Below are 15,142 nucleotides of genomic sequence, written 5' to 3'. Positions count from 1 at the left end.
AAATTAAGCTGATTCTGAAATTGTAAATATTATTGTGAGGGTGACTCCAATTACTACCAGGTAAACTCCTATATCAAAAAATAAAGCTGAACCTACGTTCCCAATAACCGGGAAGGGCTCTGGGAACCAAAGTCCCGTCATAAAAGGATCGTCTAAACCAATTACCGGTGCCAAACCGCTTAAAAAAGCAAGACCCAAACCAACAGGCATTAAAAACCCGGGATGAAATCTTAAAAGACCTTTTGTATTATCAAGCCCGTTGGCAAAAGCGTGCAACACAAAAGCAATCGCAGCTATAAGTCCGCCCACAAAACCACCGCCAGGCAAATAATGCCCACGTAATAAGATAAAAACAGAGAACACCAGCAGTAATGGCAAAAGATAATCGGAAGCTGTTCTTAATATTAAGGTTTTCATTTATATATTTTTTAGAAAAAGACGGATTTTACCCCGACTCTAATGTTCTTTTATTGCGACCTGTCTGTACTTTTCAATCTCAATTTTAGTAATCCAAATACTCCAATAGCTGAGATAGACAATACCGCAATTTCCATAAGCGTATCTGTTCCCCTAAAATCTACCAGGATAACATTTACTACGTTCTTACCGTGAGCCAGGATATAGGCATTTTTCGCATAGAAATCACCAACTTCAGTATTTGTAGGTTCAGCAAGTACTTGCAACGCAAGTAAACATATTACCGTTCCTAGAGCCAGGGAGAGGATTCCATCCCTAATTCGCATTTTATAATCTGAAAGTGTAAGGTATTTTGGCAATCTGTAAAGTACCAGCACAAACAATATAACTGTTAAGGTATCAATAGAAAATTGCGTCATCGCCAAATCTGGTGCACTGTAGAAAACAAAAATCAAACAAATAGCCAAACCAACAACTCCCATTGCGGCAACTGCAGCAAGTCTGGATTTTGTAAAAACGGTATAGAAAACTCCGGCAATTAATATAATTACCACCGCCAACTCGTAAGCGGTAACTTTAGAAAGCTGGGTATGATCTATCATTACCCTTGGGTTTCCAAACATAACGTAGCCTACTAAAACTACAAGAAACAACACAATGGTCGTTACATAATTTCTTAAATATCCATTTTGAAAAACATTAGTCCAGAATGCTGAAAATACACTGAAATAATGAGTTCCTTTTTCCATGATGCTTTTAGGAGAAATAAATTCATATTTTCCAATTCTGGTTTCCAGTTTTGCTGAAGGTTTCAGGAAGAAATATAGCAAAACCCCAACAGCAATAGTAATTGCACTTAATAGCAAAACAGTATTAAAACCGTGCCATAGCGCAAGGTGATATTCTGAAGCATCTGCCCCTAAAGATGAAACTACCGGTTTTACAAGGGCCGATTCAATAAGCATAGGGAATATCCCAAAAACAATTCCAAGCACAGCAAGAATAATTGCCGGTGCCCACATTAGGAAATCAGGCGCTTTTACATCTTTATGTGCCTCGGTGAGTTTACCTACAAAAGGTTTAATTCCGGCCACAAAACCCGCCCAAAGCAATAGTATTTTTGTTAGAACAATTGCAATTACAATTATTATTGTAAAAGTTTCAGCATGGGTACTGGCTTCGTAAGTAAGTTCTTTTCCGAGGAAACCTACCGATGGCGGAATACCTGCACTGGAAATTGCTGCCAGAATACCGGCAATCGCTACCGGCATCATAATTTTTCGTAATCCGCTTAATTTAGTAACATCCCGTGTACCGGTTTGGTGGTCTATAATACCTGTAACCAGGAATAATGTAGCTTTATAAAGCGCGTGAACAATAATAAATACAGCAGCAGCAAGGAAAGCCGATTTTGTTCCCAAACCGATTAAAAATACCAAAATCCCCAGGGCTGAAATAGTAGAATACGCCAAAACACCTTTAAGATCGGTTCTAAAAAGCGCGTGAATTGCAGAGTAAACCATCGTAATTCCACCAACAATAATCAATGTAGTATTCCAGAATTCTGAATCTCCCAAAACCGGTGTAAAACGCATAAGAAGGTAAATCCCCGCTTTTACCATCGTGGCAGAGTGTAAATAAGTAGAAACCGGAGTTGGTGCTTTCATCGCACCGGGCAACCAGAAATGAAAAGGAAATTGCGCCGACTTGGTAAATGCAGCCACAAAAATAAAGATCACCGCCAGGATGTAATATTCACTGCCAGCAATAGCTTCTTTCATACTTAGCATTTCAGAAATGCTGTAAGTGCCGGTAATACTACCCAACAACAAAGCTCCTGCTAATAAGAAAAACCCTCCAAAACCGGTAATTCCTAAAGCGGTTAAAGCCGATTTTCGGGAAGCCGGGTTGGTATTATTAAACCCGATTAAGAAGAATGAACTTATACTGGTTAATTCCCAAAAAACAAAAAGTGAGATAAGATTGTCTGAAAGCACCAAACCAAGCATGGCTGCCATAAACAAGCTCAGATATCCGTAGAAACGGTCAAGATACTTATGCCCTCTAAGGTACGATGCGGTATATGCAAAAACCAGGAAACCAATCCCGGTGATCATCAATGAAAAAAGAAGGGAAAGCCCGTCTAACTTAAAACTAAGGTCTACTCCAAAAGCAGGAACCCATTGGTAAGTTTTAGAAATTATTTCTCCAGAACTTATCTGCGGAATAAAACTTGCAAAATATGCAAAAAGCCCACCCGGAATAAGTGCGGAAAGAACGGCTAATTTCCCCCTGAAGAACTTTCCTGCGAAAACCAGGAATATTGCGAATAAAAAACCTAATAGTATTGCTGTTAGCATATATTTCCTCTCAAAAAGTCCGTTCCCCGCAAATATAAGAGTTATTATTTAAGTTTTACAGTCAAAGCGGCGTTTAACCTCCATAAGGATTCCGATTTAATAGCTTCTTATTTTAAATCATTATAAAAACCCTGTTTCTCAGCAAATTTCTTAAAATGCTGAAATTAATTTATCATTTTTAATTTATAAAATTATTGTTTTTCGATAATTTAATGTAGGTTTGTTATTGTTAAACGATAATTGTAGAGGAATGGAATCTTCAGAATGGCTTAAAAACATTTTTAGTGTTGCTTATTATTTATTGATTAATTGATTATAGGTTGGATACTTTTATTCGGCTTTTTACTTTATGCAATCTTTATTAGTCCAGGCGATATCCTGGAAATATTACACGATGCTGAAGAATTTAAAATCAAATCTAAAAATGCACTATACTCCTCTTTAACATATGAATTATTATCAAGTGCAGTTTGGATCTATATTCTGTATTTATTCAAGAATTTAATGAAAGATCTAATTTCTGGGCCGTTATTCACGAAGCTTCAAATTGCAAGTTTTAAATTAATTGGTCAATTAATCATTTTAATAACTATTGTTGACGCAATATCCATATTTGTTTTCAAAGTAATATTTAATGGTCGTTTGGAGTTAAATTTTGATCTTTTCGATTTCTGGTTTGTGATAGGTATAGGCTTATTTCTAATATTTCTATCCCAAATTTTTAATCAAGCCAGGGTTATGAAAGAAGAAAACGAGTTAACCGTTTAGTTATGCCTATTATTATAAACCTGGATAAAATCCTGGAAGAACGCGGTATGAAAAGCAATGAACTTGCTGAAAAAATAGGGATTACCACAGCTAATCTATCTATTTTAAAAACAGGGAAGGCAAAAGCGGTTCGATTTTCTACTTTAGATGCTATTTGTGAGGTTTTAGAATGCCAGCCGGGAGATATTTTAGAATACACCAAAAACTAAAAAAGCCGGGCAATTGCCCGGCTCTTCTTATTTTAAATTTCCTGAAATTAATCAGCCAGTATAATGGCTTTATTGTCTTTCATTTCTAACACACCACCTTTAATGGTATAATAAAGAATGTTGCTGTTTGCAGAGTCTTTTCTAAAATCTTCAGAAAGCTCATCGTCTAATTCTTTATTAGAGGCCGCAAGTTGAATTTTAACTTCCCCTTCAACCAATGTAGAAACTATAGGCGCGTGATTGTTAAGCATTTGAAATTCCCCGTCGTGACCGGGAACCTTTAACGCATCAACATCAGCTTTAAAAACTACAGCTTCAGGAGTTACTATTTCTAAGTACATATTTTTTAGTTTGTGTTTACAACATTCAGCAAAAAATATTTACTGAATACTGCTCACTGACCATTGTTTACTTTTTAATTAGTCTTCTTCAGCCAACATTTTCTCACCGGCCTCGATCGCTTCTTCAATGGTTCCTTTAAGGTTAAAGGCAGATTCCGGAAGGTGATCTAATTCTCCATCCATAATCATATTAAATCCTTTAATAGTTTCTTTAATATCAACCAAAACTCCTTTTAAACCGGTAAATTGTTCGGCCACGTGGAAAGGTTGAGAAAGGAAACGTTGTACACGTCTTGCACGAGATACGGCAAGCTTATCTTCTTCAGAAAGCTCTTCCATACCAAGAATAGCAATAATATCCTGCAATTCTTTATAACGCTGTAAAAGCTCTTTTACACGTTGTGCACATTTATAATGATCGTCACCTAAAATATCAGCAGTAAGAATTCTTGAAGTAGATTCTAAAGGATCTACCGCAGGATAAATACCAAGCTCGGCAATTTTACGTGAAAGTACCGTTGTTGCATCCAGGTGGGCAAAGGTTGTTGCCGGCGCCGGGTCAGTAAGGTCATCCGCAGGTACGTAAACCGCCTGTACAGAAGTAATAGATCCGTTTTTAGTTGAAGTAATACGCTCTTGCATCGCACCCATCTCTGTCGCCAAAGTTGGTTGATAACCTACCGCAGATGGCATACGCCCAAGAAGTGCAGACACCTCTGAACCAGCTTGTGTAAAACGGAAAATGTTATCTACGAAGAAAAGAACGTCTTTCCCCTGGCCTTCTCCGGCTCCATCACGGAAATATTCCGCAATTGTAAGTCCAGAAAGTGCTACACGAGCACGTGCTCCAGGTGGTTCGTTCATCTGTCCGAATACGAAAGTTGCCTTAGAATCTAACATAGCAGTTTTATCTACTTTTTTAAGATCCCAACCGCCTTCTTCCATAGATTCAGAAAAAGCGTCACCATATTTTATAATACCAGATTCAAGCATTTCTCGAAGAAGGTCATTCCCTTCACGAGTACGCTCTCCTACTCCGGCAAATACCGAAAGACCACCGTGGCCTTTGGCGATATTATTAATTAATTCCTGTATAAGTACTGTTTTACCTACACCGGCACCACCAAAAAGACCAATTTTACCACCTTTTGCATAAGGCTCAATAAGGTCAATTACTTTAATCCCGGTAAATAAAACTTCTGTAGAAACAGATAAGTCTTCAAATTTTGGCGCTTCCCTGTGGATAGACATTCCATCATTTCCGGCCTTTGGCAAATTCCCAAGCCCGTCAATAGCATCACCTACCACGTTAAACAAACGGCCATAAACTTCTTTACCAACCGGCATTTGAATAGGCGCTCCAGTTGCTACTACTTCAACTCCTCGGCTTAAACCATCGGTAGAATCCATAGATACTGTTCTCACTGTTTCTTCACCAATGTGAGATTGCACTTCTAAAATTAGAAGGGAACCATCTTTTCTGGTGATTTCCAAAGAATCGTAGATTTTTGGCAATTCAGCATTCTCTGAGTCGAACACAACATCAACTACAGGGCCAATAATTTGGGCAACTTTACCTGTTACTTTAGACATTATTTAATTCTTTAATGTTTTCGTATTTAAAATATCTGGAAATACTCAATGCAATAATTCACAATGTGTTAAAATAGCACAAGGGTATTTTCAGGCTGCAAAGATAGTTTTTTCTTAATAAAATCATACCTCTCTTAAAATAACTTTTTTGAAGCTTATTAAAGCCGGCAAAAATTCCTCTAAAAGTATTATTTTAAAAGAAAATCCCTTCTGAAAAATGTCTCCAAAAGGGATTTTTATACTCTTATAATTTATTCTGAAAGTTTACTCAACTGTAACAGATTTGGCCAGGTTTCTTGGCTGATCTACATTCCTTCCAAGCAATACCGCAATATGGTATGACAATAACTGAAGTGGAATAGTTGTTAGAAGCGGTGTTAACGGCTCTAAAGTTTCTGGCACTTCGATCACGTGATCGGCAAGATCTCTCACCTCTTCGTCACCTTCAGTAACAATCGCGATAATTTTACCGCTTCTGGATTTAATTTCCTGGATATTGCTTACTACTTTTTCGTAATGTCCTTTTTTAGTTGCAATAACCACTACCGGCATTTCTTCATCTATAAGTGCAATTGGGCCGTGTTTCATTTCGGCAGCAGGATAACCTTCAGCGTGTATATAAGAAATCTCTTTTAATTTAAGAGCACCTTCTAAAGCTACCGGGAAATTAAATCCTCTACCTAAATAAAGGCAGTTCCTGGCATCTTTATAAATATCGGCGATCATTTTTATATGCTCATCACCTTCCAGTGCTTTTTCAATTTTTGCAGGAATACGTTCCATTTCCTGCAAATAGGTCATGAAATCTGTATTAGAGATCGTACCATTATGTTTTGCAAGTTTTAGCGCCATTAAGGTAAGCACCGTAATTTGCGTAGTAAAAGCTTTTGTCGAAGCTACCCCAATTTCAGGACCGGCATGAGTGTAAGCACCCGCGTGAGTTTCCCTGGAAATAGAAGAACCTACCACGTTACAAACTCCAAAAGCGAATGCACCCTTTTCCTTGGCAAGCTTAATAGCCGCCATAGTATCGGCAGTTTCCCCACTTTGGGAGATTGCTATAATTACATCTTTTTCTGAAATAATAGGATTACGATACCTGAATTCTGAAGCATATTCAACTTCTACAGGAATTCTCGCAAGCTCTTCAAAAATATATTCGGCTACCAAACCGGCGTGCCAGCTGGTCCCGCAGGCAACGATAAGAATTCGTTTTGCATTAGCAATACGCTCAAGGTTATCATCTACCCCGGCCATTCTTATTAAACCTTTATCGGGTAACATTCTACCACGATAAGTATCTTTAATTGCCGTAGGTTGCTCGTGAATTTCTTTAAGCATAAAGTGCTCGTAACCACCTTTTTCAATTTGCTCAAGATTTAATTGAAGCTCCTGAACATAGGGATCTACCAAAGTATCATCCTTAATCTTTCTAACCTTAACTTCTTTTCCTCTTCTTACCACAGCCATTTCCCCGTCTTCCAGGTAAATTGCATTATTGGTATATTCAATAAATGGAGAGGCATCTGAAGCGATAAAAAATTCATCTTCTCCAACTCCAATTGCAAGCGGACTCCCTAAACGAGCTACTACAATCTCGTCTGGCTTTGTTTTATTGTAAACCGCGATTGCATAGGCTCCAACAGTTTGGTTCAATGCAATTTGCACTGCTTTACCAAGCTTAACGCCTTCATTAATAATTACGTCTTCTATAAGATTAACCAAAACCTCGGTATCAGTATCACTTTTAAAAGTATAACCACGAGTTTTTAACTCCTTTTTAAGCGCATCGTAATTTTCTATAATTCCGTTATGAATAATTACAATATCTCCAGAATTTGAGTAATGCGGGTGAGAATTCACATCGTTTGGAACGCCGTGAGTTGCCCAACGTGTATGCCCAATGGCTACATTTCCATTGGTAGTAATCGTGTTTTCAAGTTTTTCTTTTAAATCGGCAACTTTTCCTTTGGTTTTACAAAGTTTAAGTTCCTTTCCATCATAAAGGGCAATCCCTGCACTATCGTACCCACGATATTCCAGTCTTTGGAGTCCTTTTAAGACAACGGGATAAGCATCCCTATGCCCAATATATCCTACAATTCCGCACATAGTATATTGGTGTTATTTAATTATTAATTTCAGTATAGTAAATTCTTAGTTTTAATCTTTTTTCTTCGTCGTTAGAAAGGTTACCGTGTAGTACAGTGCCCTTTGGGCTAATAATCCCCATTGCAGGATAGAATTTCACCGCTTCAGTATCCCTAACCGCCGCGTTATTGGTAATATTAATATTTTGAGTAATAGCAAGGCCTAATCTTACATTATCTGCATCGCCTTCAATAATATTAGTTACGTGCTGAGTAAGATTGAGTTTATAACGTACTCCGTTTTCATCTTCATCAATTTCCAAGGGTGTAGAAAAAGAAGTAAGCGAAGTAGATGGATTATTTTCATTACCGTCTTGCACAAAGTTCATGGCAAAACTGTAATCGGCTATAATTCTATTATTATCCAAATCGTATAGATACAAACGAGATGGTTCATCAATACCGGCCACAAAATCCTTATCAACATAGAACGTAAGATTCGCTTCGTTAATTAACCATTCGTTTTCTCTAAATGCTGCTATTTGTTCTTCACTTTCAAAAAGCTCAATTACTGCCATGGTTCCTTCCCCTCCATTAAGAAAGAGTTTTTCGGCTCCAGAATCTTCATTACTTTCTTCTATAGCCTGCAAAACATCTCCAGGATATTCGCCTTGAAAAGTATTTACAATGGTGCTTCCAAAACTAAGTTTATAACTTCTTGGATCTCTTAGCGTTTCAGTATCACCGTCATCATTAGTAGTTTCTACTTCAGTAGTATAGAAAAGCTCAATTCCAGCATCACCAGCCTTAAGATTAAATAACATCATAGTCCCATCTTCAGCAGTTGCCTCGGCTTTAATGAACATTCCGCGTAAATAATTCTTGAAATTATTATTATTGCTAAGCACACTGGAACCTTCTTTATCAATTATTTTCTCTTTAAAATATTCTACCGGCAGTTTTATTCTTAAAGCGGGACCAGAAGTAATGGTATCCTGTTCCCCTTCGTCGTTTTCTTCATAAGAAACGATTGCTTGTGAAGAAGGCACAAAATTGTCATTTTCATAGATAACATCACCAATTAGGTTCTCCTCAAATAATTCCTGCTGATCTGAATAATACTTTTGGCTATCCTGGAAATCGGATTCGGGATCTAAAGTATTCAGAAAATAATTAGATTCCTGAAGTGAAATTTTTATGGGTGCATTTCCGTAAACGGAATCTAAAGCGTATTGAATATTCCCATCTTCGTCTAGATCTCCTTCGGTACTAAAATAAGGAATGGTTAAAACCACGCTATCAAGCTCTGGTTCTACCCCAAAAGTTGGGTTATTGGTAGGTAAAGAAAGCTGGCTGAGGATACTGGCCGTAGTTTGCCCGTAGATAGGGTGATTATAAACGCCAAGTAAATGGTTGCTCAGGTTATTGGTTTGTACAGAATTTAGTTTTTTGCTGTAAGCGGTTACTTCCACTTCTTCCAGCTCAAGGTTACTCGGGTTTTCTATAATTTCACCACCAACGGTGCTATATTCATCATCACAGCCCACAAAAGCAAAAACAACAAAAAATAAAGTTGCTGTTTTGTACATCATTCTCATTAAATTCATTCGATAAAAATTTCTATTCAGATAAAACTTCGTTAGTGTAAAAATCCTGATAAGCCTGGCTAAATTCTTCCCTGTTTTTATATGGAAGTATTGGCTTATTAAGCCTGCCAATATATTTTGAAAGATCTTCAGGAAGGTCTTCGCCTGCAGTGATTAGAGCATCTGAATGATCTGCCGCAAGCTTCATTAAATTAACGTAGTTTGGGGTTTTTAAATGTTTTATATCTTCTTTTTCCATCCCGTCATACAAAACTTTCTCCTGCATATCTTCATCTAACGTTCCTTCGAAGTCTTGATTGTATATAGAGGTAACTATTTTTGCTCCACTAAATAATGGCTCATTTCCATAATAGCGTCTAAGGTATAGCGGCAGCAAAGATGCCAGCCAGCCATGAACGTGAATAATATCGGGAGACCAGTTTAATTTCTTAACGGTTTCTATTACTCCTTTGGCAAAAAAGATGGCTCGTTCGTCATTATCGTCAAACATATTGCCTTCTTCATCGGTAAGAGTAGCTTTTCTTTTAAAATAATCTTCGTTATCTATAAAGTAAACCTGCATTCTTTCCTTTGGGATCGAAGCCACTTTAATTATTAACGGCATATCCAGGTCATTAATCACCAAATTCATCCCCGAGAGCCTTATCACTTCGTGTAGCTGGTGGCGACGTTCGTTGATGTTACCAAACCGGGGCATAAAAATTCTAATTTGCCCTCCAATATTATTTACCATTTTTGCGGCTTCAAAAGACGTGGATGATATTTCGGTTTCAGGCAGGTAAGGAATAACTTCAGATGATACGTACAATATCCTCTTATCTTTCATAAATTGATTGCTTTAATTGCGATTGCGAACAAAAAACACGCAAAATTACAAAAATTTATGCAGATTGCTGGTAATATATTAAGTTTGCACGCTGTTAATTTTATAATAAAATGCAGGTTTTCAAAGAAAAAACCCCTTTAAAAGCGGCCATTAATGCCGAAAAATCCAAAGCCAAAATCATTGGTTTAGTCCCTACAATGGGTGCTTTGCACCACGGGCATTTATCTTTAGTGAAACAGGCTTTACAAAGTTGTGACCGGGTGATTATCAGCATCTTTGTTAACCCCACTCAATTTGACAATCCTGCAGATCTTGAGAAATATCCGCGCACTTTAGACGAAGACATTAAGCTTCTTGAAGAGGCCAGTGACCACCTCTGGATTTTTGCTCCCCCCGCTAACGAATTATATGGCGAAAATATAAGTTCTGAACAGTTTAATTTTGACGGTTTGGAGCAGGTAATGGAGGGAAAATACCGAAACGGACATTTTGACGGGGTAGGAACAATTGTAAAAAGACTATTTACAATAGTAGAGCCGCACAAAGCTTTTTTTGGGGAAAAAGACTTTCAGCAATTGCAAATTGTTAGAAAGTTAACCGAAAAAGCAGAGCTTCCGGTAGAAATTATTGGCTGTCCCATTTTACGCGAAGATAACGGTTTAGCAAGAAGTTCACGTAATGAAAGATTAGATAAAGAGCAACGGGAAGAAGCTTCGTTTATTTACCAGACCCTTCTTAAAACCAGGGAACTATTTGGCACAAAAAGTGCAGATTATATACATAACTGGGTAAAAGAACAATTTAAAAATCATCCCGTTCTGAAATTGGAATATTTTGAAATTGCAAATACCCAAACTTTAAAAAAAATTAACCGAAAAAGAAAAGGTCATAATTACCGCGCATTTATAGCGGCTTATGCCGGCGACATTAGACTTATAGATAATATCGCTTTAAACAACGAAGAATAATCTATGCAAGTTCACGTAGTAAAATCAAAAATTCATAGAGTAAAAGTTACAGGCGCCGATTTAAATTATATTGGAAGCATCACTATAGATGAAGATCTTATGGAAGCTGCAAATATTATTGAAGGCGAAAAAGTTCAAATTGTAAATAATAACAATGGTGAACGTTTAGAAACTTACGTAATTCCCGGGCCAAGAAATTCTGGCGAAATTACCTTAAACGGTGCTGCAGCAAGGAAAGTGGCTAAAGGCGATATTTTAATTCTTATCGCGTATGCCATTATGGATTTTGAAGAAGCGAAAGCTTTTAAACCCTCCCTGGTTTTCCCAAACGAAGAAACCAATCTCTTGAGTTAATCAGGTGAAAAAAAAGATAATTAAAATACTTAAAATCGTACTCCCATTATTATTGGGAGTTTTTTTAATCTGGTATTCTCTTAAAAGTGCCACCCCACAGGAACGGCAGGAATTATGGGAAAATATTTCAACGGCCAATCCCTGGTTTTTACTACTCTCTATGCTTTTTGGAGGCCTTTCTCACCTGTCCAGGGCATATAGGTGGAAATTCATGCTGGAACCCCTGGGCTACAAACCCAAATTAGCCAATAGTTTTATGGCGGTAATGGCCGGCTACCTGGCTAACTTTGGAATTCCAAGATCTGGTGAGGTGCTTAGAGCCGCCAGCCTTTCTTCTTATGAGAAAGTTCCTTTTGAAAAAGCTTTCGGGACCATTATTTCTGAAAGAATAGCCGATGTTATCGTGATGCTTAGCATTACAGCCATCACTTTATTTCTCCAAACCGAACACCTTCTCGCTTATTTTAAAGCCAACGAAATCAATCCGCTATTTAGCGTGGGAATTCTTTTAGCCCTGGTATTTTTAGGTGTTTTAGGACTTCAAATTATTAAAAGATCTCAACTTCCGTTCCTGGTGCGCATTAAGAAAATGGCTTATGGGCTTTTAGAAGGAATGCGCAGTATTCTAAAAATGAAACAAAAATGGGCTTTCATCTTTCATACCCTTTTCATTTGGTTCATGTATATTTTAATGTTTTATGTTATTGTATTTTCAATACCAGGATTAGGAAATACTGAATTTTCAATAATCATGGCTGCTTTTGTAGTAGGTTCTTTTGCCGTTTCTGCAACAAATGGCGGAATTGGCGTTTATCCTGTAGCTATTGGCGCAATTTTGATGCTTTTTGGCATTTCCAAACAAAGTGGTGAAGCATTTGGCTGGCTCACCTGGGGCACGCAGACCTTAATGGTGCTCATCTTAGGCGGATTATCCTTTATATTTCTTCCTATTTTCAACCGTCAAAAATAATATATATCTTGTGTAGGTTAAACAAAACCTAACACCTATGGTAAAAAAATTACTCATTTTTGTGCTGCTAGTGGCGCCGCTACTAAGCTCAGCACAAACTCTTTACGAAACGATTTCTTCCGAAAAGCTCGGTGAAACAAGAGAAATCAAGATTCAACTCCCACGAAACTACGAGGAAAATACCGAAAAAACATATCCGGTAATTCTTGTGTTAGATGGTGACTACCTGTTTGAGCCTATAGCAGGTAATGTAGATTATGCTTCCTACTGGGAAGATGCGCCCGAAATGATTGTGGTTGGCGTTAACCAAAGCAAAACCCGTATGGACGATGCTTATTATGACGAGCGAAATTTTCTTCCGGCAGATAAAGGCGCAGCCTTTTTTGAATTCCTTGGGATGGAGCTTATGCAGCACCTGGATAATAAATATCGAACTGCAGATTTCAGGGTGATTGCCGGTCACGATTATACCGCAAATTTTATCAATTATTATTTACTAAAACCCGATCCTATTTTTGATGGCTATATTAATCTTAGTCCAGATTTAGCGCCTCCAATGGCAGATCGCATCAGCAGTAATTTAGCTAAATCTGAAACTAAAAAATGGATTTACCTGGCTACGGGAACATCAGATATTCCACAATTAAAAAAAGGGATTGAAGATCTAAACTCCCAGCTTGCGGCAATAGAAAACGATTTGGTAACCTACAAGTTTGATAATTTTGATAACGCCACGCACTATTCACTGGTAGGAAAAGCAATACCCTCTGCCTTAGAAAGCATGTTTAGCGTTTACCGGCCTATTAGCCAAAAAGATTATAACGAACTTTTATTGCAAACTTCGGTATCTTCTGTTGAGTTTTTAACTGATAAATATGAGAGCATTAATGAGCTTTTTAATATTCAGAAGAAAATACGATTAGAAGATTTTATGGCTGTTCATAACGCGATAGAAAAAACCCGTAGATGGGATGATTATAAAGAATTAAGCAAATTGGCTTACGATAATTATCCGGGCACTATGCTGGGAACTTTTTTTGAAGCCCGTTATGAAGAAGAAACCGGCAATCCTAAAAAAGCAATGCGCACCTATCAAAATGCTTACGGACAGGAAAAAATCGCATTCTTAGATACCGATTTTATGCTTGCAAAAGCTGATGCAATTAAAAAAGATTTCGGTTATTAGCGGGAAAAATCAAAGCTAAATGGCCAAGGTTAAATCAACGTTTTATTGCCAGAATTGTGGCAGCCAATATGCAAAGTGGCAGGGCAAATGCAGCGCTTGCGGAGAATGGAATACTATTGCTGAAGAAATTGTAGCAAAACCCGATGCAAAAGATTGGAAATCTCCCAGCGAACGCGAAGCTAAGCGTACCGCCAAACCTTTAAAAATAGCTGAAATTGAAAATAGCCCTCAAAACCGATGGCACACCGGCAATAATGAGCTGGACCGGGTTTTAGGCGGCGGACTTGTTCCGGGATCGCTCACCCTACTGGGCGGTGAACCGGGCATAGGAAAAAGTACACTTCTCCTTCAAATTTCACTTCAATTAAACTACAAAGTTTTATACGTTTCTGGCGAAGAAAGTCAGCAGCAAATAAAAATGCGTGCAGAACGTATTAATCCTGTAGCTGCTAATTGCTACATTTTAACCGAAACCAAAACTCAAAATATCTTTAGGCAAATTGAAGCTATTGAGCCCGAAGTAATTATTATAGACTCCATACAAACCCTGCACAGCGATTATATTGAAAGTGCGCCGGGGAGTATTTCCCAAATTAGGGAATGTACCGCAGAACTTATAAAATTCGCCAAAGAAACCAACACCCCGGTTATTTTAATTGGTCATATTACTAAAGAAGGAAGCATTGCCGGTCCAAAAGTGCTGGAGCATATGGTTGATACCGTTTTGCAGTTTGAAGGCGACAGAAACCACGTATATCGAATTTTAAGAGCCCATAAAAACCGTTTTGGTTCTACTCACGAACTGGGAATTTATGAAATGCAAGGCAGCGGACTACGGGAAGTAAGCAATCCTTCTGAAATTTTAATTTCAAAAAATGACGAAGACCTTAGCGGAACAGCAATTTCAGCCACCCTGGAAGGAATGCGCCCGCTTATGATAGAAATCCAGGCGCTGGTTAGCACTGCTGTGTATGGAACGCCGCAACGTTCTGCCACCGGTTATAATGTAAAAAGACTAAATATGCTTTTGGCGGTTTTAGAAAAACGAGCCGGTTTTAGATTGGGCGCCAAAGATGTTTTTCTAAATATTACCGGCGGAATTAGTGTAGACGATCCCGCAATAGACCTTGCGGTAATCGCTGCGATCTTATCTTCTAATGAAGACATCTCTATTCCAAAAGATATTTGTTTTGCGGCAGAAGTTGGCCTTGCCGGTGAAATTAGACCTGTGACCCGCGTAGAACAGCGCATTATTGAAGCCGAAAAACTTGGTTTTGCTTCCATCCTGGTTTCTAAACAAAGTAAAATCCCTAAAAATAACTTCAATATTAACGTAGTGAAAGTAGCGAAAATTGAGGATGTGGTAAGCCATTTGTTTGGGTAGACTCTGCAGTATTTCTAAAATTGCAAAGCTAAAATAGTGAGGGAGATATCATATCAATCTGGCATAATT

14 protein-coding genes are annotated in these 15,142 nt (G+C 37.9%); 7 read left to right on the top strand and 7 right to left on the bottom strand.

Annotation, left to right across the window (positions count from 1 at the left end; all coding sequences use genetic code 11):
* Positions 1-3: 3 nt before the first annotated feature.
* Complete coding sequence (locus B4F31_RS10500) at positions 4-417, bottom strand: Na+/H+ antiporter subunit B (RefSeq protein ID WP_075325583.1); 414 nt, start codon at positions 415-417, stop codon at positions 4-6.
* A 50-nt stretch (positions 418-467) separates the two neighbouring features.
* Entirely contained in the window at positions 468-2,777 is a 2,310-nt protein-coding gene (locus B4F31_RS10495; protein ID WP_286761286.1) for a putative monovalent cation/H+ antiporter subunit A, read from the bottom strand.
* A 309-nt stretch (positions 2,778-3,086) separates the two neighbouring features.
* Here B4F31_RS10495 and B4F31_RS18155 point away from each other — a divergent pair, with 309 nt between their 5' ends.
* Both B4F31_RS18155 and B4F31_RS10490 read left to right on the top strand, forming a co-directional pair.
* Positions 3,087-3,545 (top strand): DUF2975 domain-containing protein, encoded by a 459-nt coding sequence (locus tag B4F31_RS18155; protein ID WP_414706136.1) that lies wholly within the window; start codon positions 3,087-3,089, stop codon positions 3,543-3,545.
* A 2-nt stretch (positions 3,546-3,547) separates the two neighbouring features.
* On the top strand, positions 3,548-3,754 hold the full coding sequence (locus B4F31_RS10490; RefSeq protein ID WP_037317695.1) for a helix-turn-helix domain-containing protein: 207 nt from the start codon (positions 3,548-3,550) through the stop codon (positions 3,752-3,754).
* A 47-nt stretch (positions 3,755-3,801) separates the two neighbouring features.
* On the opposite strand, the gene B4F31_RS10485 is transcribed toward B4F31_RS10490, so the two are convergent.
* The 5 genes from B4F31_RS10485 to B4F31_RS10465 form a co-directional block, all read right to left on the bottom strand.
* The gene (locus B4F31_RS10485) at positions 3,802-4,095 is read right to left on the bottom strand and encodes a F0F1 ATP synthase subunit epsilon (protein ID WP_037317698.1); all 294 of its coding nucleotides are present in this window, start codon (positions 4,093-4,095) and stop codon (positions 3,802-3,804) included.
* A 78-nt stretch (positions 4,096-4,173) separates the two neighbouring features.
* Positions 4,174-5,688, bottom strand: coding sequence for a F0F1 ATP synthase subunit beta (atpD, locus tag B4F31_RS10480; RefSeq protein ID WP_037317700.1), 1,515 nt, complete (start codon positions 5,686-5,688; stop codon positions 4,174-4,176).
* A gap of 264 nt (positions 5,689-5,952) precedes the next feature.
* Complete coding sequence (glmS, locus tag B4F31_RS10475) at positions 5,953-7,800, bottom strand: glutamine--fructose-6-phosphate transaminase (isomerizing) (RefSeq protein WP_286761285.1); 1,848 nt, start codon at positions 7,798-7,800, stop codon at positions 5,953-5,955.
* Between the two features lie 16 nt (positions 7,801-7,816).
* On the bottom strand, positions 7,817-9,385 hold the full coding sequence (locus B4F31_RS10470) for a DUF4270 domain-containing protein (RefSeq protein ID WP_286761284.1): 1,569 nt from the start codon (positions 9,383-9,385) through the stop codon (positions 7,817-7,819).
* A gap of 13 nt (positions 9,386-9,398) precedes the next feature.
* On the bottom strand, positions 9,399-10,211 hold the full coding sequence (locus B4F31_RS10465) for a glycogen/starch synthase (RefSeq protein WP_286761283.1): 813 nt from the start codon (positions 10,209-10,211) through the stop codon (positions 9,399-9,401).
* A 110-nt stretch (positions 10,212-10,321) separates the two neighbouring features.
* On the opposite strand from B4F31_RS10465, the gene panC reads away from it, so the two are divergent.
* From panC to radA, 5 genes are read left to right on the top strand one after another with little or no spacing between them, the layout of a single operon-like run.
* On the top strand, positions 10,322-11,179 hold the full coding sequence (gene panC / locus B4F31_RS10460) for a pantoate--beta-alanine ligase (protein WP_286761282.1): 858 nt from the start codon (positions 10,322-10,324) through the stop codon (positions 11,177-11,179).
* A 3-nt stretch (positions 11,180-11,182) separates the two neighbouring features.
* The gene (panD, locus tag B4F31_RS10455; RefSeq protein WP_075325574.1) at positions 11,183-11,533 is read left to right on the top strand and encodes an aspartate 1-decarboxylase; all 351 of its coding nucleotides are present in this window, start codon (positions 11,183-11,185) and stop codon (positions 11,531-11,533) included.
* Positions 11,534-11,537: 4 nt separating this feature from the next.
* Positions 11,538-12,503: a lysylphosphatidylglycerol synthase transmembrane domain-containing protein gene (locus B4F31_RS10450; protein ID WP_286761281.1), complete on the top strand. Its 966-nt coding sequence runs from the start codon at positions 11,538-11,540 to the stop codon at positions 12,501-12,503.
* 37 nt (positions 12,504-12,540) lie between these two features.
* Positions 12,541-13,689, top strand: a complete 1,149-nt coding sequence (locus B4F31_RS10445; RefSeq protein WP_286761280.1) for an alpha/beta hydrolase — start codon at positions 12,541-12,543, stop codon at positions 13,687-13,689.
* A gap of 19 nt (positions 13,690-13,708) precedes the next feature.
* Entirely contained in the window at positions 13,709-15,073 is a 1,365-nt protein-coding gene (radA, locus tag B4F31_RS10440) for a DNA repair protein RadA (protein ID WP_286761279.1), read from the top strand.
* Positions 15,074-15,142: the final 69 nt, after the last annotated feature.

It is taken from the genome of Salegentibacter sp. UBA1130 (assembly GCF_002311535.1).
Classification (GTDB): Bacteria; Bacteroidota; Bacteroidia; order Flavobacteriales; family Flavobacteriaceae; genus Salegentibacter; species Salegentibacter agarivorans.
The sequence above is the reverse complement of the archived record's forward strand: the minus strand, read 5'-3'. Positions and strand labels throughout refer to the sequence as shown.

Bases quoted from the DNA above. Each gene is read 5' to 3' on its own strand.
- B4F31_RS10500 (WP_075325583.1), bottom strand. From the start codon at position 417: ATGAAAACCTTAATATTAAGAACAGCTTCCGATTATCTTTTGCCATTA.
- B4F31_RS10495 (WP_286761286.1), bottom strand. From the start codon at position 2,777: ATGCTAACAGCAATACTATTAGGTTTTTTATTCGCAATATTCCTGGTT.
- B4F31_RS10490 (WP_037317695.1), top strand. From the start codon at position 3,548: ATGCCTATTATTATAAACCTGGATAAAATCCTGGAAGAACGCGGTATG.
- B4F31_RS10485 (WP_037317698.1), bottom strand. From the start codon at position 4,095: ATGTACTTAGAAATAGTAACTCCTGAAGCTGTAGTTTTTAAAGCTGAT.
- atpD (WP_037317700.1), bottom strand. From the start codon at position 5,688: ATGTCTAAAGTAACAGGTAAAGTTGCCCAAATTATTGGCCCTGTAGTT.
- glmS (WP_286761285.1), bottom strand. From the start codon at position 7,800: ATGTGCGGAATTGTAGGATATATTGGGCATAGGGATGCTTATCCCGTT.
- B4F31_RS10470 (WP_286761284.1), bottom strand. From the start codon at position 9,385: ATGAATTTAATGAGAATGATGTACAAAACAGCAACTTTATTTTTTGTT.
- B4F31_RS10465 (WP_286761283.1), bottom strand. From the start codon at position 10,211: ATGAAAGATAAGAGGATATTGTACGTATCATCTGAAGTTATTCCTTAC.
- panC (WP_286761282.1), top strand. From the start codon at position 10,322: ATGCAGGTTTTCAAAGAAAAAACCCCTTTAAAAGCGGCCATTAATGCC.
- panD (WP_075325574.1), top strand. From the start codon at position 11,183: ATGCAAGTTCACGTAGTAAAATCAAAAATTCATAGAGTAAAAGTTACA.
- B4F31_RS10445 (WP_286761280.1), top strand. From the start codon at position 12,541: ATGGTAAAAAAATTACTCATTTTTGTGCTGCTAGTGGCGCCGCTACTA.
- radA (WP_286761279.1), top strand. From the start codon at position 13,709: ATGGCCAAGGTTAAATCAACGTTTTATTGCCAGAATTGTGGCAGCCAA.